The sequence below is a fragment of the Pseudomonas sp. GW821-FHT04D07 genome (genome assembly GCF_059420225.1).
The window spans coordinates 88,065-103,797 of record NZ_JBWKTH010000005.1 but is presented as its reverse complement, the minus strand read 5'-3'; the positions used below and the strand labels follow the sequence as shown (position 1 = coordinate 103,797).

Here is a 15,733-nt window from a genome sequence, read left to right as displayed (position 1 = left end):
TTTTATGGATGAAAAAACGATGCCTGCCAACACTCCCGCTATCGTCATCGAGCGTTTCCGCGAAGCCCACGTCGACGGTATAACCGCGCTCTACAACGAGCCTGCCGTCTGTCGCCAGGTGCTGCAAATGCCCTTTCAGTCTGCCGAGGTCTGGCGCCAGCGACTGATCCAGCGCCAGGACAACGAACGCTTGGTTTCATTGGTAGCGCTGCATCAGGGCGTAGTAATCGGCAGTTGCTCACTGGAGCAATACACACGGGTACGCCGCAGCCATGCGGGCACCATCGGCATGGGCGTGGCGACGGCCTGGCAGGGCAAAGGCGTCGGTTCGAAACTGCTGGCCGCGGTGTTGGACGTGGCCGACAACTGGATGAACCTGCAACGCCTCGAGTTGACGGTGTATGTCGACAACGCCGCCGCCCAGGGGCTGTATCGCAAGTTCGGTTTCGAGGAGGAGGGCGTGATGCGCGACTACGCGATTCGCGACGGTGCTCTGGTGAATACCCTGAACATGGCGCGGTTCCGTCGCCCGACCTGAACATCGGACCTGCGCCGAACCTTTGGCGGCAGCGGCGCTTGGTCATGAGTTAATCGCACGCCCCGCAGTGCGATCTGCCATGATCAAGTCTTCGATTCAGGTTCACCCGAGGAGCGCTCCAATGAATGGTGTACAGCAACTGGGGGAAATGCTTCGGCACTACGCCGATACTGAAACACACAAGAAACAACTGTTCGAAAAGCAATCGGCGCACTGGACGGCGCGCATCGCCGAATTGTTCGACCGCATGGAACAGTGGCTGGAACCGGTAAAGAGCCCGAACCTGCTGGAGACGCAGCGCGAAGCCTATGTCGCCTTCGGTCCCAACCTGACGGTGGAGGCCTCGACCTTCAAGACCCAGAAACTGACGATCCACATCGCCGGGAAAATGATGGAGTTCGTCCCGGAAGTGATGGGCAGCGGCGGCGCGATTTCCCTGGCGGTCATGGGGCACATGGCGGCGCGGCATGGCAGCGTTTCGCTGGTGGCCGTGCCGGGTACCAGCGATTGGCAGTGGCGCAAGACCAATGGCCTCAAGGACCCGGACATCAATGTGTTCGATGCCGACTTCCTGGCCTTGCAGTTGCAGAGTTTGATTCCCCGCGAATATCACTGAAACGTCCGGCATGGACACGCTCGGATTCCCACGACAAAAAAATCCCGGGAGGGGTTTGCCGGGTCGCAAATCCTGTGACACTTTGTCTACCCCATAGGTCGGGTGGCATTCTCGTGTTTAACTCCGGCCTTTTCAGCGCAACCATTTAGAAGGATTCAGCTCATGGCTCAAGTCACCCTCAAAGGCAACCCGGTTACGGTCAACGGTCAACTGCCGCAGGCCGGTACCCAGGCTCCTGCGTTCTCCCTGGTAGGCGCGGGTCTGGCTGATGTCACGCTGGGCAGTTATGCTGGCAAGCGCAAAGTGCTGAACATTTTCCCAAGCGTCGACACCCCGACCTGCGCGACCTCGGTGCGCAAGTTCAACGCCCAGGCCAACGAAGTGGCCAACACCGTGGTGCTGTGCATTTCCGCTGACCTGCCGTTTGCCCAAGCGCGTTTCTGCGGCGCCGAAGGCCTGGAAAACGTTCTGAACCTGTCCACCCTGCGTGGCCGCGAGTTCATTCATGACTACGGCGTTGAAATCGCTGACGGCCCACTGGCTGGCCTGACCGCGCGTGCCGTCGTCGTGCTGGACGAAAACGACAAGGTGCTGCACAGCGAACTGGTCAAGGAAATTGCCGAAGAGCCTAACTACGAAGCAGCCCTGGCTGTCCTGAAGTAACGGCAAAGGAGTCGGTTGGCGGTGCATGCCGCTATCGCCGCGGTGAGGCGTTCCGCCAAGCCGGCTCCCACGGGGTTTGGCGTTTACAAGGAGGCAAGCACATGGCTCAAGTCACTCGCAGGGGCGTAACGGTTCAGATCAATGGCCAGTTACCGCAACCCGGCGCCCAGGCTCCGGTATTTTCACTGGTGGCCAAGGATCTTTCCGATATCACCCTGGGCAGCCTCCGTGGCCAGCGCAAGGTGCTGAATATCTTCCCCAGTGTCGACACGCCGACCTGCGCCAAGTCCGTGCGCCAGTTCAATGAGCGCGCCAACCAGCTGGAAAACACCGTAGTGCTGTGCATCTCGGCGGACCTGCCGTTCGCCCAGGCGCGCTTTTGCGGAGCCGAAGGCCTGGACAATGTCGTCAATCTGTCCACCCTGCGCGGTCGCGAGTTCATGCGCGACTACGGCGTGGAAATCGCCGACGGTCCCCTCGCAGGCCTGACCACCCGCGCGGTGGTGGTGCTCGATGCCCATGACCAGGTGCTGTACAGCGAGCTGGTGGCCGATATCGGCCAGGAACCCGACTACGAGGCGGCACTCGCGGTTCTGAAATAAACGGCTCTGATACAAGGGGTTTACAATTATTCACGGCCTGACCCTGTCCAGGCCGTTTTTATTTGTGCTTCAGTGTTTTACCTGAACACTGAGGAAAGTCATCCCAAGGTAAATTGCCGGTAAAGGCGCTTTGCCTGAAACAATTCAGTGCTTAATCTTGCAGCCTCCCCAAAAAGAAGTTCTCGCGCACAATGGTTGATCACTCCATGCAATCGTCTGTTTCCCACACATCTCGTCGCTGGCTGTTCGGCCTGTTGGTCCTGTTGATTATCGGCGCACTGTGCTGGCATTTCTGGCCGTCAGGCGTGCAGCACAAGGGTGCGCAAGCCAAGTCCGTCGCGCATACGGGCAAATCGGGCATGGCGCGTCCGGGCTTCGGCGCCTCTGCTGGCCCGGTGCCGGTACGGGTGGCGCCGGCGACGGTGGGGGACTTCCCGGTGTACTACAAGGCCCTGGGGACAGTGACCGCGCTCAACACGGTCAATGTGCGTACACAAGTGGCCGGGCAACTGGTCAAGATCCACTTCCAGGAAGGCCAGATGGTCAAGGCCGGTGATGTGCTGGCTGAGATTGATCCGCGCAACTACGAAAGCGCCTTGCTCCAGGCCCAGGGCACGCTCCTGCAAAGCCAGGCGCAATTGAAGAACGCCCAGGTCGATGTGCAGCGCTACCGCGGGCTGTTCGCCGAAGACAGTATCGCCAAGCAGACCCTGGACACCGCCGAGGCGCTGGCGATGCAGTACCAGGGCACGGTCAAGGCCAACCAGGGTGCGGTCGACACCGCCAAGCTGAACCTGGACTTCACCAAGATCCGCGCACCGATTTCCGGGCGCCTGGGCCTGCGTCAACTGGACGTCGGTAACCTGCTGGCGGCGAACGACAGCCAGATACTGGTGATCATCACTCAGACCCAGCCGATCAGCGTCGCGTTCACCTTGCCGGAGAACAACCTCGACACCGTGCTCACGCGTTATCACGGTGGGGCGAAATTACCCGCCGAAGCCTGGGACCGTGGCGACCTGAAACAACAGGCCAGCGGTGTGCTGCAGAGCATCGACAACCAGATCGACATCACCACCGGTACCCTCAAGTTCAAGGCGCTTTACGATAACCGCGAACAGAGTCTGTTCCCCAACCAGTTCGTCAATGTGCACCTGCTCGCCGACACCCTGAAAAACGTGGTGCTGGCACCGAGCGCGGCGATCCAGTTCGGCAACGATGGCACCTTCGCCTATGTCATGGACGGCGACAAGAAGGTCAAGATCCGCCCGTTGAAAGTCGGCGCCAGCGACGGCAATGTCACGGTGATCAAGGACGGCCTGGCCGTCGGCGACCGTGTGGTCCTGGAAGGCACCGACCGACTGAAGGATGGCGGCGAGGTGGAAGTGGTCAATGACGTCCAGGACGTGCCCAAGGCGCCCGCCGGGCAGTTGAAGGACGACTCGGCGGCCAAGGCACCGGCTGACGTCGGCAAGGCGAAAAAGGTCGGCGCATGAATCTCTCGCGGCTGTTCATTCTCCGTCCGGTAGCGACCACCCTGAGCATGCTGGCCATTGTCCTGGTCGGCATCATCGCCTACCGGCTGTTGCCGGTATCGGCATTGCCCCAGGTCGACTATCCGACCATTCGGGTGATGACCCTCTACCCGGGCGCCAGCCCCGATGTAATGACCAGTGCGGTCACCGCGCCCTTGGAACGCCAGTTCGGGCAGATGCCCGGCCTGACCCAGATGGCCTCCACCAGTTCCGGCGGAGCCTCGATCCTGACCCTGCGCTTCAACCTTGACATCAACATGGATGTCGCCGAGCAGCAGGTCCAGGCGGCGATCAATGCCGCTACCAACCTGTTGCCCAAGGACCTGCCGGCGCCACCGGTGTACAACAAGGTCAACCCGGCGGACACCCCGGTGCTGACCCTGGCGATCACCTCGAAAACCATGCTGTTGCCCAAGCTCAACGATCTGGTCGACACCCGCATGGCGCAGAAAATCGCCCAGATCAGCGGCGTCGGCATGGTCAGCATTGCCGGCGGTCAGCGCCAGGCGGTGCGGATCAAGGTCAACCCCGAAGCCCTGGCGGCCAACAGCCTGAATCTGGCGGATGTGCGTACGCTGATCGGCGCCTCGAACGTCAACCAGCCCAAGGGCAACTTCGACGGCCCGACCCGGGTGTCGATGCTTGATGCCAACGACCAGTTGCGTTCGCCCAAGGAATACGCCGAACTGATCCTGGCCTACAAGAACGGTGCGCCGCTGCGGCTCAAGGATGTCGCGCAGATCGTCGACGGCGCCGAGAACGAGCGTCTGGCCGCCTGGGCCAACGAGCACCAGGCCGTGCTGCTGAATATCCAGCGCCAACCCGGGGCCAACGTCATCGAGGTGGTGGACCGGATCAAGGCGCTGCTGCCCTCCATCAGCGACAATCTGCCGGCGGGTATCGAGGTCAAGGTGCTGACCGACCGCACCCAGACCATCCGTGCCTCGGTCACAGACGTACAACACGAGCTGTTGATCGCCATCGCCCTGGTGGTGATGGTGACGTTCCTGTTCCTGCGCCGGGCCAGCGCCACCCTCATTCCTTCGGTCGCCGTGCCGTTGTCGCTGATCGGCACCTTCGGCGTGATGTACCTGGCAGGCTTTTCGGTCAACAACCTGACCCTGATGGCCCTGACCATCGCCACCGGCTTTGTGGTCGACGATGCCATCGTCATGCTGGAAAACATCTCGCGTTTCATCGAAGAGGGTGACAGTCCGATGCAGGCGGCGCTCAAGGGCGCCAAGCAGATCGGTTTCACCCTGATTTCCCTGACGCTGTCGCTGATCGCCGTGCTGATACCGCTGTTGTTCATGGCCGATGTGGTCGGACGGCTGTTCCGCGAGTTCGCCATCACCCTGGCCGTGGCCATCCTGATTTCCCTGGTAGTGTCCCTGACCCTGACGCCGATGATGTGCGCGCGCTTGCTCAAGCGCGAGCCCAAGCCTGAAGAGCAGGGCCGCTTCTATCGGGCCAGTGGCGCCTGGATCGACTGGTTGATCGAAGCTTACGCGCGCAAGTTGCGCTGGGTACTCAACCACCAGCCGCTGACCTTGCTGGTAGCGGTCGCGACCCTGGCGTTGACCGTGTTCCTCTACATGATGGTGCCCAAGGGTTTCTTCCCGGTGCAGGACACCGGGGTGATCCAGGGGATTTCCGAAGCGCCGCAGTCGGTGTCCTTTGCCTCCATGAGCCAACGACAACAGGCACTGGCCAAGGTCATCCTGGCCGACCCGGATGTGGAAAGCCTGTCGTCCTATATCGGCGTCGACGGTGACAATGCCACGCTCAACAGCGGCCGCCTGCTGATCAACCTCAAGCCCCGCCACCAGCGCGACCTGACCGCCACCCAGGTGATCAACCGCCTGCAGCCGCAAGTCGACAAGCTTTCGGGGATCCGCCTGTACATGCAGCCGGTGCAGGACCTGACCATCGAAGATCGGGTCAGCCGTACCCAGTACCAGTTCAGCATGTCCTCGCCGGACGCCGACCTGCTCGCCGAGTGGAGCGGCAAGCTGGTGGACGCGCTGGCTCAGCGCCCGGAACTGACGGATGTGGCCAGCGACCTGCAGGACAAGGGTTTGCAGGTCTACCTGGTGATCGACCGGGACGCGGCGTCGCGCCTCGGCGTGGCGGTGTCGGATATCACCGACGCGCTGTATGACGGTTTTGGCCAGCGGCAGATTTCCACCATCTACACCCAGGCCAGCCAGTACCGCGTGGTGCTGCAAGCCCAGGCGGGGGAGAAGATCGGGCCGCAGGCGCTGGAACAGATCCACGTCAAGACCACCAGCGGCGGGCAGGTGCGCCTGTCCAGCCTGGCCCGTGTCGAGGAGCGTCAGGCGCAGTTGGCCATCTCCCACATCGGCCAGTTCCCGGCGGTGATGATGTCGTTCAACCTGGCGCCCGGCGTGGCGTTGGGGCAGGCGGTGCAGGCCATCGACCAGGTGAAGCAGGAAATCGGCCTGCCAATTGGCGTGCAGACCCAGTTCCAGGGCGCGGCCGAAGCCTTCCAGGCCTCGCTGTCGAGTACCTTGTTGCTGATCCTGGCGGCGGTGGTGACCATGTACATCGTGCTGGGGGTGCTCTATGAGAGCTACATCCACCCGGTGACGATTCTCTCGACCTTGCCCTCGGCGGCGGTCGGTGCCTTGCTGGCGTTGATCCTGAGCGGCAACGACCTGGGCATGATCGCCATTATCGGTATCATCCTGCTGATCGGTATCGTCAAGAAAAACGCGATCATGATGATCGACTTCGCCCTCGATGCCGAGCGTAACCAGGGCATGGCCCCGGAGCAGGCGATCTACCAGGCGGCCCTGTTGCGGTTCCGGCCGATCCTGATGACCACCCTGGCGGCGCTGTTCGGCGCCATTCCGTTGATGCTCGCCACCGGCTCCGGTGCTGAGTTGCGGCAACCCCTGGGTCTGGTGATGGTCGGCGGGCTGCTGGTCAGCCAGGTGCTGACCTTGTTCACGACGCCAGTGATCTACCTGTACTTCGACCGCCTGGGGCGGCGTTGGGGGCGGCATTCGAGCCTGCTTGAGCAGGTGGAGACATGAACCTCTCGGGACCTTTTATCCGCCGACCGGTAGCGACCATACTGCTGAGCCTGGCGATTGTCCTGCTGGGGGGCGTGAGTTTCGGCCTGCTGCCGGTTTCGCCGCTGCCGCAGATAGACTTCCCGGTGATCGTGGTCCAGGCCAGCCTGCCCGGCGCGAGTCCAGAAGTCATGGCCTCCACCGTCGCCACGCCGCTGGAGCGCTCCTTCGGGGTGATTCCCGGCATCAACACCATGAGCAGCCGCTCCAGCCAGGGTTCGACCCGGGTGATTCTGCAGTTCGACCTCAACCGCGATATCAACGGCGCGGCGCGGGAAGTCCAGGCGGCGATCAATGCCTCGCGCAACCTGCTGCCCAGCGGCATGCGCAGCATGCCCACCTACAAGAAGGTCAACCCGTCGCAGGCGCCGATCATGGTGCTGTCGCTGACCTCCGAGGTGTTGCAGAAGGGCCAGCTCTATGACCTGGCCTCGACCATCCTGTCCCAGAGCCTGTCCCAGGTCCCGGGCGTGGGCGAGGTGCAGATCGGTGGCAGTTCGCTGCCAGCCGTGCGTATCGAACTCGAACCACAGTCGCTCAACCAGTACGGTGTGGCCCTGGACGAGGTGCGCACCAGCATTGCCAACGCCAACGTGCGCCGGCCCAAGGGCTCGTTGGAGGATGCCGAGCGCAACTGGCAGGTGCAGGCCAACGACCAGTTGGAAAAAGCCAAGGACTACGAACCGCTGATCATCCATTACCAGAATGGCTCGGCCTTGCGCCTGGGGGATGTGGCCAAGATCAGCGACAGCGTCGAGGACCGTTACAACGCCGGTTTCTTCAACAATGACGAGGCGGTCCTGCTGGTGATCAACCGCCAGGCCGGTGCCAACATCATCGAGACGGTGAACGAGATCAAGGCCCAGTTGCCGGCCTTGCAGGCGGTGTTGCCGGCCAGCGTCAAGCTGAACCTGGCCATGGACCGTTCGCCGGTGATCAAGGCCACGCTCCACGAGGCCGAGATGACCCTGCTGATCGCCGTGGCCCTGGTGGTGCTGGTGGTGTACCTGTTCCTCGGCAACTTCCGCGCGTCGCTGATCCCGACCCTGGCGGTGCCGGTGTCGCTGGTCGGCACCTTTGCCGTCATGTACCTCTATGGTTTCTCCCTGAACAATCTGTCGCTGATGGCCTTGATTCTGGCCACCGGGCTGGTGGTGGACGATGCCATTGTGGTGCTGGAGAACATTTCCCGGCATATCGACGACGGCATCCCACCGATGAAGGCCGCGTACCTGGGGGCCAAGGAAGTCGGCTTCACCTTGCTCTCGATGAACCTGTCGCTGGTGGTGGTGTTCCTTTCCATCCTGTTCATCGGCGGGATCATCGGCAGCCTGTTTCGCGAGTTTTCCATCACCCTGGCGGCCTCCATCCTGGTTTCGCTGGTGGTGTCCCTGACCCTGACACCGATGCTCTGCGCGCGCTGGCTCAAGCCGCACCGACCGGGTGAGCCGAGCCGCCTGCAACGCTGGAGCGAAAAGGCCAACGAACGGATGATCGCGGCCTATGCCGTCAGCCTCGACTGGGTCCTGCGGCACAAGCGCCTGACCTTGCTCAGCCTGTTCGTCACCATCGGGGTGAACATTGCCCTGTACGTGGTGGTGCCGAAAACCTTTCTGCCACAGCAGGACACCGGGCAACTGATCGGTTTCGTCCGCGGCGACGATGGCATGTCGTTCGGCAATATGCAGCCAAAGATGGAAATCTTCCGCAAGGCGGTGCTGGCTGACCCGGCGGTGCAAAGCGTGGCCGGGTTTATCGGCGGCAACAACGGTACCAACAATGCCTTCATGCTGGTGCGCCTGAAGCCGATCAAGGAGCGTAATGTCTCGGCGCAGAAGGTCATCGAGCGCCTGCGCGACGAAATGCCCAAGGTGCCCGGCGCCCGACTGATGCTGATGGCCGATCAGGACCTGCAGTTTGGTGGCGGTCGCGAGCAACAAACCGCGCAGTACTCCTACATCCTACAAAGCGACGATCTCGGTGCGTTGCGCGAGTGGTACCCGAAAGTGGTCGCGGCACTCAAGGCCCTGCCGGAACTGACCGCCGTCGATGCACGGGAAAGCCGCGGGGCTCCGCAGACCACACTGGTGGTCGACCGCGATACCGCCAAACGCCTGGGCGTGGACATGAACACGGTCACGACGGTGCTCAACAACGCCTACAGCCAGCGGCAGATTTCCACCATCTACGACACCCTGAACCAGTATCAGGTAGTGATGGAGATCAACCCGAAATACGCCCAGTCGCCGGAAACCCTCAATCAGGTCAAGGTCATCGGCTCAAGCGGCCAGCGTATTCCGCTGTCGGCCATCGCCCATTATGAAAACAGCCTGCAAGACGACCGGGTCGATCACGAGGGCCAGTTCGCTTCCGAAAGCCTGTCGTTCGACATGGCTCCCGGGGTGACGGTGGAGCAGGGCACCGCCGCCATCGAGCGGGCCATTGCCAAGCTTGGCTTGCCCGAGGCGGTGATCGCCAAGTTGGCTGGCACCAGCGACGCCTTTGCCGCGACCCAGAAAAGCCAGCCGTTCATGATCCTTGGCGCGCTGGTGGCGGTGTATCTGGTATTGGGTATCCTCTACGAGAGCTATATCCACCCGTTGACCATCCTCTCGACGCTGCCATCGGCCGGGGTCGGCGCGTTGCTCAGCATCTACCTGCTGGGCGGCGAGTTCAGCCTGATCTCGCTGCTGGGCCTGTTCCTGCTGATTGGCGTGGTGAAAAAGAACGCGATCCTGATGATCGACCTGGCGCTGCAACTGGAGCGCCATTCGGGCCTCGATCCACTGGAATCGATTCGTCAGGCCTGCCTGTTGCGCCTGCGGCCGATCCTGATGACCACCCTGGCGGCGATCCTCGGCGCCTTGCCCTTGCTGCTGAGCAGTGCCGAAGGCGCGGAAATGCGCCAACCCCTGGGCTTGACCATTATCGGCGGGTTGATTTTCAGCCAGGTCCTGACGCTTTACACCACCCCGGTGGTTTACCTTTATCTCGACCGTTTGCGCCACCGTTTCAACACGTGGCGTGGCGTACGCACTGATGGTGCTCTGGAAACTCAGCTATGACTGATCAATCGCAATGCAAAGTGCCTCTGGCCGCCCAACATCTGGAGACCGTCCGTGGTTCACGCCTGCTGAGCCTGACCTTGTGCGGGCTGATGCTCAGTGCCTGCGCCGTGGGCCCGGACTACAAGCGCCCGGACGCCGCTTCGCCGGCGCAATACAAGGAAGCCGCCGGCTGGCGTCAGGCCCAGCCGAGTGACTCGCTGGCCCGCGGCGCCTGGTGGGAGCTGTATGGTGACCCGACGCTCAATGGGCTGGTGGAAAAACTCAATAGTGCCAACCAGACCGTGGCGCAGTCCGAAGCCCAGTACCGCCAGGCCCTGGCGTTGGTCAAGAGCTCCCGTGGGGCGTTCTTTCCAAGTGTCGACTTGAGTGCCGGAAAAACCCGTTCCAGCCAGGGTACCGGCAGCAGTAGCTCAAGCCTGAGCCGTTCATCCAGCGGCATTCTCGACACCTATAACGCCCAACTCGGGGTGAGTTGGGAGGCGGATATCTGGGGCAAGCTGCGCCGCGGCCTGGAAGCCAATGACGCCAGTGCCCAGGCGAGCTTTGCCGACCTCGCGGCCATGCGCCTGAGCCAACAGTCGAGCCTGGTGCAGAACTACCTGCAACTGCGGGTGATCGACGAACAGAAACGCCTGCTTGAAGCCACGGTGCAGGCCTATGAGCGTTCGTTGAAGAACACCGAAAGCCAGTACCGCTTTGGCGTTTCCGGCAAATCGGCGATCGCCCAGGCGCAGACCCAGCTCAAGAGTACCCAGGGCGACCTGATCGACCTGATCTGGCAACGGGCCCAGTTTGAAAACGCCATTGCCGTGTTGATCGGACAACCTCCGGCACAATTCCAGCTGGCCGCCACCACCCGTGTTCCGGTCTTGCCGTCGATTCCGTTGGGCATACCGTCGCAACTGTTGGAGCGACGCCCGGACATCGCCTCGGCGGAGCGTTCGGTGATCGCGGCCAATGCCAATATCGGCGTGGCGAAGGCCGCTTATTATCCAGACTTTACCTTGAGTCTGTCCGGCGGCTACAGCAGCAGTACCTTTCAAAACTGGATCAGCCTGCCAAACCGTTTCTGGTCGGTGGGACCCAAACTGGCCACCACCTTGTTCGACGGTGGCCAGCGGTCGGCGGAAGTGGACCGCACTGAGGCGGTGTACGACCAGACCGTGGCCAAGTATCGCCAGACCGTGCTCGATGGTTTGCGCGAAGTGGAGAACTACATGGTCCAGCTCAAGGTGATGGAAGACGAAGCGGCGGTGCGGGCCCAGGCGCTGGACGCAGCCCGGGAATCCCTGCGCTTGACTGATAACCAGTACAAGGCCGGCCTGATCACTTACCTGGATGTGGTCACGGTGCAGACCACGGCGCTGACCAACGAACGTAGCGTGCTGACCTTGCTGCAGAGCCGGTTGATCGCCAGCGTCCAGTTGATCGCGGCGATGGGCGGCGGTTGGGATGGTCATACCGATCTGAATGCCAAACGCTGATCGGTATTTGGCTTGGGTTTGATGGTGGTCTTATTGACGCCTTCGCGGGCAAGCTCCGCTCCCACACAAAATCTGTGTTCGACGCAGATCCTGTGTGGGAGCGGAGCTTGCCCGCGAAGAGGCCCTAAAAATCACAAAGCCCTTATCTGAAGAAACCGCACCCGGCCTCACCTGTGCAATGAGCGCACCCCGCGCCCAGCCAGAAAACACAGGCTGCCGCCAATGGCTGTGAGCCCGCTGAGGGCATAGAACATCGTCCCCGGCGCCGTATGGATCAGCAGATAACCGCAGATCACCGGGCTCAACGCCCCGCCCAGGGCCGCCAGGTTCTGGGCGCCCAGGTAGCTGCCCCGTAGCTCTTCCGGGGCGATGGTGTCGACGAACAGGTATTCGGACGGGTAAATGATCATCTCCCCAAGGGTGAAGATGAACATCGCCGCGCACCAGGTCAGCAGGTTCTGCGCAAAACTGAAACCGATCAGCCCGACGATAAACAGACTGGTGCCAATGGCGATCCAGTAGCGTAGCTGCTCGCGTTTGAGAAAGCGGCCGATCTGGTATTGCAACAGGATTACGCTGATGGCGTTGCAGGCCAGGATCGCCGACAAGGTGGTCAGGGCGTCCTGGTTGCTGTGGGTCACCAGCAGGTACTGCGACAGATACAGAGTGAAGCGGCCATGGACAATGGTGCTCAGCAGGCTGCCGCAGGTGAACAGGATCAAGGTCCGGTCGTTGCGCAACGTCACCAGGGTGTTGACGAAACTTTGCACCTTGCCGATCTGGGCCGGGGCGGTCGGGGTGATGCCCAGCATCAGAAAAATGCTGCCAAAGGCGATGCCGGCGGCGATCAGGAACGGTGCCAGCGGCTGCACGCCGGCGATTACCACGCCAAGCATCGGGCCGGTGGCGTAACCGATATTGGTCAGGGTATAGCGCAGGGAAAAGACCTTGGCCCGCTGGTTGATCGGCAGGTTCTCGCTGATGATGGCCTTGGAACCGATCAGAAACAGCGCCGACGCGGTTTCGGTGATCACCAGGGTCAGGGTGGTCAGGTACAGGTCATGGGCGAACGTCAGCAGGGTGAACCCGATGCCGCTGGAGAGCATGGCGAGGATCATCAGCCGGCGTTTTTCCAGGCGGTCGATGATATAGCCGCCGTACAACGAGAGCAGGGTGGCGATAAACACCGCGATCCCCATCAGCAGGCCGACATCCTGCTGGTTCAGCCCGAGCTTTCTGCTGAGGAACAGGGTCAGCAGCGGACTGGTGATGGCACGGCTGACGACGATGGTCACGGAGCAGATCATCAGCCGGCGGATAACGAGGGAGTAGGTGGCCACGGTGGTGCTTATATCCTTGTTTTAGAAACGTCTCTGTCTTTCGCCGCACGAACTCAAGATCGCTAAAAGCTTCGCGGGCAAGCTCCGCTCCCACAGGATGTGCGTCGAGCGCAGATTTTATGTACGACACAAATTCTGTGGGAGCGGAGCTTGTCGGACCGCCGTACCGCCGCGAAGAGGCCCTCAAGAACGCTGCAAAGTCACGCCAGGTAGTTACGGTAGTGGCGCTCATAAACCGCTGCCGGATGGTCCGCCGTCATGGCGCGACCGTTGTCGTCCCACCACTGGGCCACTTCGGCGCCCGTGGCAATCCAGACGTCGTCGTGTTGCTGAATACCCTTGAGCAACTCCCGCAGCACACCGATACGCCCCGGTGTGGCAATGACTTCCGGGTGCAGGCGCAGCACGTAGCACAGTCCGAAGCGATGGAAGCCGGCAAAGTCCATCTGCAGGTTGCCCAGGGTATGGCTGTAGGAAGCGATCCGCGATTGCGCCGGAGGCACCGCCGGGCTGAGGTTGAAGGCGAAGTAGGGCTCGTCCTCCAGCTCATAGTGCATCGGCAGCTCGATGACCTGCGGTGCCGTCGGATGGGCGAAGGGCAGGTCATCGCCACGCCAGGAGGACGACCAGTGGATGCCTTCGTCGTGTAAGGCCTCGGTAAACCCCGGTAACCAATTGCCGGCCGGAATCCGAAAGCCCTTCGGCCGCTCACCCGTCAGTGCCGCGAGAGCCTGGCAGCCTTGTGCCAGCGCGGTCTTCTGCTCATCAAGGGTCAGGCTGTCGTAGTTCTGGTGCCGATATCCGGCACAGGCGATTTCATGGCCGCCAGCCTGGATCGCCTGGATATGCGCCGGCTGTTCCTCGGCGACGATACCCGGGATGCACCAACTGCTGCGCACCCCTAATTCCTCGAATAAACCGAGCAGACGCTCGACCCCGCGCTGGCTGCCATAGCGCCAGACCGACAGGCTCTTGTCGCGCCCGGCAACCTCAGGTGCTTGGGTAAGAATGCCGTGTATATCGTTGTAATCAATAGTAATGACTACCGCACAACGATACGGCGCCGGCCATGGACTCTGGAACGCGGGACGTTGCAACTCAGCCATGATGATGCTCCTTCAGCCACCAATGGGCGACATCGCGGCCGGTGGCAAACCAGACGTCATCGCGCTCGCGCATATGCTCGAACAACCGTTCCAGCAGCAGGATGCGCCCCGGCTTGCCGGTGATCTTGGGGTGAAACAGAGTGGTCAGGCACAGACCCTCGTCAACCGCACCGTCGAACTCCCGGCACCAGTTATCCAGGGTCAGCTCATAGCTGGCCGTGCGGTCCAGCCCGGACGGAAAATTCGGCTCGCGGGTGTAGGCGATGGAAGCGTAGTCATCCATCTCCCAGCGGCCGGGGATTTCCACCAGCGGTTGCGCATGGCCGGGTACCTGCACCAGGTAAGGCCGGTCGTCACCGCGCATGCTGCTGGAGTAGGTCACCCCGGCTTCCACCAGCATCGCCGGGGTTTCCGCGCGCCAGTCGCCGGAGGGCGTGCGAAAGCCCTCGGCACGGATGGTCAGGTGTTGCCAGAACACCTCGCGGCATTTGTTCATCACGTCCCGCTGCTGGTCCAGCGTCAGGGCGTAGAAGGATTCGTGTTTGTAGCCGTGGTAGGCCACTTCATGTCCGCGTTCGACAATCGCCTGGCATTGCCGGGGCCAGTTTTCCACGACCCAGGCCGGGACGAAGAAGGTGGTCGGCAGGCGAAACTCGTCGAGCAGGTCGAGAATCCGCGGCAACGCCCGATATGGGCCGTAACCGCCAAAACCGAAGTACTCGGGCTTGTGCCAGATTGAGCCATCGAGCATGGCGTCACCGGTGGGACCGTCGAGGTCGAACGCCAGGGCCAGGCAGGCTTTGTGCCCATCCGGCCAGGTCGGGGTCGAGGACATGAGTGGCGGCTCCTGTTTACTGGCCCTTGTTGACGGCGATGTTATCGACGGCACCGACCGAAAGGTCCCATTTCTTCAGGATGGCCTGGTAGCTGCCGTCGGCGATCATGCCTTGCAGGGCCGCCTGGATAGCGTCACGCAGTTCCTTATTTTCCTTGCTCACGCCAATCCCGGAGAACTGCACCACCATCGGCGTGCCGATGATCTTGAAGGTGTTCTTTTCCTGGGCCGCGAGGTACGGCAGGGTCTCGCTGCCTTGCACGGCAACGTTGATGCGGCTCTGGCGCAGCTGCGCGCGGGCGTCGGCCGAACCTTCGGTGCCGATCACCTTGATCGGCTTGTCGGCCGGGCAGTGCGCGCTGCTCCAGGCGGCGATTTCCGCCGGGAAGGTGGTGCGACGGCTGGTACCGGCGGTCTTGCCGCAGATATCGGTCATCTCGTTGATGTCCTTGTTCTTCTCCAGGGTGTAGAACTGCGAACCGCTGGTGAAGTAATCGACGAAGTCCACGGCCTTTTGGCGCTCGGCGGTGTCGGTCATGCCCGAGAGCACAATGTCCACGCGTTTGGTGGTCAGGGCGTTGATCATCTGTTCGAAAGAGGTTTCCTGCCACTTCATTTTCACGCCCATATGCTGTGCCAGGGCGTTACCCAGGTCGAAGTCGACGCCGGTGAGCTCGTTGTTGGCCGGGTCCTTGAAGTCCATCGGCGGGTAGTTGGGCATGATCGCGGCGACGATCTCGCCCTTGGCCTTGATGCTGGCGGGCAATTCGGCGGCCCAGGTAAAGCTGGAAGCCATGAGGCCGGCGAGTACTGCGGGAATGACGAAATTCTTCATGGTCGTTCTCTTA

At 61.9% G+C, this 15,733-nt stretch carries 12 protein-coding genes; 8 read left to right on the top strand and 4 right to left on the bottom strand.

Features of this window, described 5'->3' with window-relative positions; all coding sequences use genetic code 11:
- Positions 1–19: 19 nt before the first annotated feature.
- The 8 genes from AC07T0_RS09235 to AC07T0_RS09200 all read left to right on the top strand — a co-directional run bounded on the left by AC07T0_RS09235 (position 20) and on the right by AC07T0_RS09200 (position 11,604).
- Complete coding sequence (locus tag AC07T0_RS09235; RefSeq protein ID WP_495000872.1) at positions 20–538, top strand: GNAT family N-acetyltransferase; 519 nt, start codon at positions 20–22, stop codon at positions 536–538.
- Between the two features lie 121 nt (positions 539–659).
- Positions 660–1,154, top strand: coding sequence for a hypothetical protein (locus AC07T0_RS09230; RefSeq protein WP_495000871.1), 495 nt, complete (start codon positions 660–662; stop codon positions 1,152–1,154).
- 162 nt (positions 1,155–1,316) lie between these two features.
- Positions 1,317–1,817 carry a thiol peroxidase gene (tpx, locus tag AC07T0_RS09225; RefSeq protein ID WP_495000870.1) on the top strand — a complete coding sequence of 167 codons (501 nt, stop codon included), beginning with the start codon at positions 1,317–1,319 and terminating at the stop codon, positions 1,815–1,817.
- Positions 1,818–1,918: 101 nt separating this feature from the next.
- Complete coding sequence (tpx, locus tag AC07T0_RS09220) at positions 1,919–2,419, top strand: thiol peroxidase (RefSeq protein WP_495000869.1); 501 nt, start codon at positions 1,919–1,921, stop codon at positions 2,417–2,419.
- Between the two features lie 191 nt (positions 2,420–2,610).
- Positions 2,611–3,915 (top strand): MdtA/MuxA family multidrug efflux RND transporter periplasmic adaptor subunit, encoded by a 1,305-nt coding sequence (locus AC07T0_RS09215; protein ID WP_495000868.1) that lies wholly within the window; start codon positions 2,611–2,613, stop codon positions 3,913–3,915.
- The gene (locus AC07T0_RS09210) at positions 3,912–7,013 is read left to right on the top strand and encodes an MdtB/MuxB family multidrug efflux RND transporter permease subunit (RefSeq protein ID WP_495000867.1); all 3,102 of its coding nucleotides are present in this window, start codon (positions 3,912–3,914) and stop codon (positions 7,011–7,013) included. Before AC07T0_RS09215 ends, AC07T0_RS09210 begins: the two co-directional genes overlap by 4 nt.
- Positions 7,010–10,117: a multidrug efflux RND transporter permease subunit gene (locus tag AC07T0_RS09205; RefSeq protein ID WP_495000866.1), complete on the top strand. Its 3,108-nt coding sequence runs from the start codon at positions 7,010–7,012 to the stop codon at positions 10,115–10,117. Before AC07T0_RS09210 ends, AC07T0_RS09205 begins: the two co-directional genes overlap by 4 nt.
- Complete coding sequence (locus AC07T0_RS09200) at positions 10,114–11,604, top strand: efflux transporter outer membrane subunit (protein WP_495000865.1); 1,491 nt, start codon at positions 10,114–10,116, stop codon at positions 11,602–11,604. Before AC07T0_RS09205 ends, AC07T0_RS09200 begins: the two co-directional genes overlap by 4 nt.
- Before the next feature lie 167 nt (positions 11,605–11,771).
- On the opposite strand, the gene AC07T0_RS09195 is transcribed toward AC07T0_RS09200, so the two are convergent.
- The 4 genes from AC07T0_RS09195 to AC07T0_RS09180 form a co-directional block, all read right to left on the bottom strand.
- The gene (locus AC07T0_RS09195) at positions 11,772–12,944 is read right to left on the bottom strand and encodes an MFS transporter (RefSeq protein ID WP_495000864.1); all 1,173 of its coding nucleotides are present in this window, start codon (positions 12,942–12,944) and stop codon (positions 11,772–11,774) included.
- A gap of 200 nt (positions 12,945–13,144) precedes the next feature.
- Entirely contained in the window at positions 13,145–14,050 is a 906-nt protein-coding gene (locus AC07T0_RS09190) for a polysaccharide deacetylase family protein (RefSeq protein WP_495000863.1), read from the bottom strand.
- Positions 14,043–14,885, bottom strand: coding sequence for a polysaccharide deacetylase family protein (locus AC07T0_RS09185; RefSeq protein ID WP_495000862.1), 843 nt, complete (start codon positions 14,883–14,885; stop codon positions 14,043–14,045). The genes AC07T0_RS09190 and AC07T0_RS09185 overlap by 8 nt, the downstream gene beginning before the upstream one ends.
- Positions 14,886–14,901: 16 nt before the next feature.
- Positions 14,902–15,720 carry an ABC transporter substrate-binding protein gene (locus AC07T0_RS09180; RefSeq protein ID WP_495000861.1) on the bottom strand — a complete coding sequence of 273 codons (819 nt, stop codon included), beginning with the start codon at positions 15,718–15,720 and terminating at the stop codon, positions 14,902–14,904.
- Between the last annotated feature and the right edge of the window lie 13 nt (positions 15,721–15,733).